Below are 2087 nucleotides of genomic sequence, written 5' to 3'. Positions count from 1 at the left end.
TCCACCGGAAACCTTTTGACATTGCCGGAATAGGCGAACCCGGCGCCCACATACATATAGGCAAAAACGGTAATAATAAAGCGTGTGATACCACCGTTACTGCATCCGGCACATGGTCCTGCGGGCCTTACCTATTCGGAAAGGGAAAATTCACGGTATCGGCTGAACAGTTTATCAGCCATGAACTGCACTCTACGGCACAGGTATCCTATAAAATCCAGCCAGCGTATGGCGCTTCTTCAGTAAACTACTTACATTTACATTTTAACCACCATTCAATAAATATTAGGCCTTATATTAAAAGGCCACCATGTTGTGCAACCATAACGTCAATCGAGGATGCTCAAATTATACCTGATGGAAAATATGACATATCCGGTTTAGTTAATACTCAAATTCCAAATGAGGTTAAAAAAATTAAAGTATCAATTTCTAGTTTTGATGATCCTGACTACACTCATCCTTCTGAACCAACGAAAGAATATACACCTGATGTTGATCTGAATTCCGGCACATGGAGCCTTAAAGGTTTAACCGCAAAATGTTTTAATTACTATAAAGCATCTGTGTTTTGTAACCATAATAGGGAAGAAGAAAATAATCTCCCCGGAAAAAAAGAAATTAAATTTAGTGTAGCTCGTTGTCCGGTAAAAATCACAAAACCTGTTATGCATGAATTTATTACTTCAACAGACGACAATCCTAAACAGATTGTCATTGAAGGGAAAGTAACAGAAAAAACACCTCTTGATGTAATTGCAAACTACTATTCAAATGGTGAACATGTCCTCCCCATTCTTTCTCGCATTGGAAATAACTGGCAAACCAAAATTAGTGATGCCCCTACCGGTTTTATACAAATTAAAGCTAAAAATACAGGAACACCAAATGTTTCCATTAAAAATAGCAATGACGAAGTCACTATACTGAAATCAAAAGAGTTCTCTGTAAAATATGAAATCGTCGATAATGTATTTATCCACATTTATGGAACCTCCCTACCTAATAATGATAAAAAAATTAGTGACTTCAAAGAAACCATCCACCCTAAAATAATATTATCTGATGGTGTAAAATCGGAAGAAATAACTCCTGATGAAAAAGGAAATTGGAGTTCAGACAATGAGTATTATGCTAAACGAGGGGTGTATCTTTTTACTATCCATGAAACATCTGATAATGAAAATTATCCAGCAAGGAAAGATAAAACACTGGAATGCACTGGAGGTAATGACCATATGACCTGTATTGAAAAAAACAATTAATCTCCCCATTCAGGAGGCTGTTATGATTATATTTAAAGTATTTTTTTCTCCTCTCATTATTAACTTACAGTGTAAATGTATTTTCAGATACTGTATTGAACCACCACCCAATAGAAAAAATTACTGGAGGAGAAGCCTATAATCTAATGATACAAGAAGCAAAAAACTGGTGAACCTATCGAATGGCACTTTACCATGCCAATGCGGATTATCGAGCCGCAAAAAAACGCTCACTACCGGATAAACAGCGGCATATCAATTCAAGGAGAAGGTACTCCCGGCCAACTGATCCTTATCGCCAGTTCAAAATCGTTTCTACCGCCAAAAGAAACCTTCCTGCCGACTTCATCTGGCACACTGATTTGTCAGACCACAGTGGGTGCCAACGGTAAATGGGTATGCCCAAATAACCCAGTCATGACGGCAAAACAGGCAGGAAGATTCTCCCTTTATGCAGCCCAATATCAAGAACTGCACTCTACGGCACAGGTATCCTATAAAATCCAGCCAGCGAATGGAATTTATACGCGTCAGGCTCTGCTATCGCTGGTACTGAATGAAAATGTTGTTATAAATTAATGCTGAAATAATTAATTAACATAAATAAGCAGTTACAAATATTATGGCTAAGGAAATTACACCTTAACTATAAGGTTATTCTCCGCCAAATACTTTAATATCAGTTTATTAAATACTCCCTTTATAAATTGATTATTGCTTGCCAAAAAATTACGTTATTCCATCCATAATGTTACCTCGATGCCTCAGATCGACCAGTAGGAAGCCCTACTGCCTATATAATAAAATCTATCCATCTACAAC

At 37.2% G+C, this 2087-nt stretch carries 1 protein-coding gene and 1 pseudogene; both read left to right on the top strand.

The features are described 5' to 3' along the window. A pseudogene (locus AACX38_RS06280) lies at window positions 1-1265 on the top strand (hypothetical protein); the annotation flags it as partial. Window positions 1266-1460: 195 nt separating this feature from the next. After that, a complete protein-coding gene (locus tag AACX38_RS06275; RefSeq protein WP_228865889.1) occupies window positions 1461-1844 on the top strand; it encodes a hypothetical protein in 384 nt (127 codons plus the stop codon). The last annotated feature ends 243 nt before the right edge of the window (window positions 1845-2087 follow it).

The organism is Xenorhabdus sp. PB30.3 (genome assembly GCF_963895965.1).
Lineage (GTDB): Bacteria > Pseudomonadota > Gammaproteobacteria > Enterobacterales > Enterobacteriaceae > Xenorhabdus > Xenorhabdus stockiae.
This window is presented reverse-complemented; position numbering and strand designations above follow the sequence as displayed.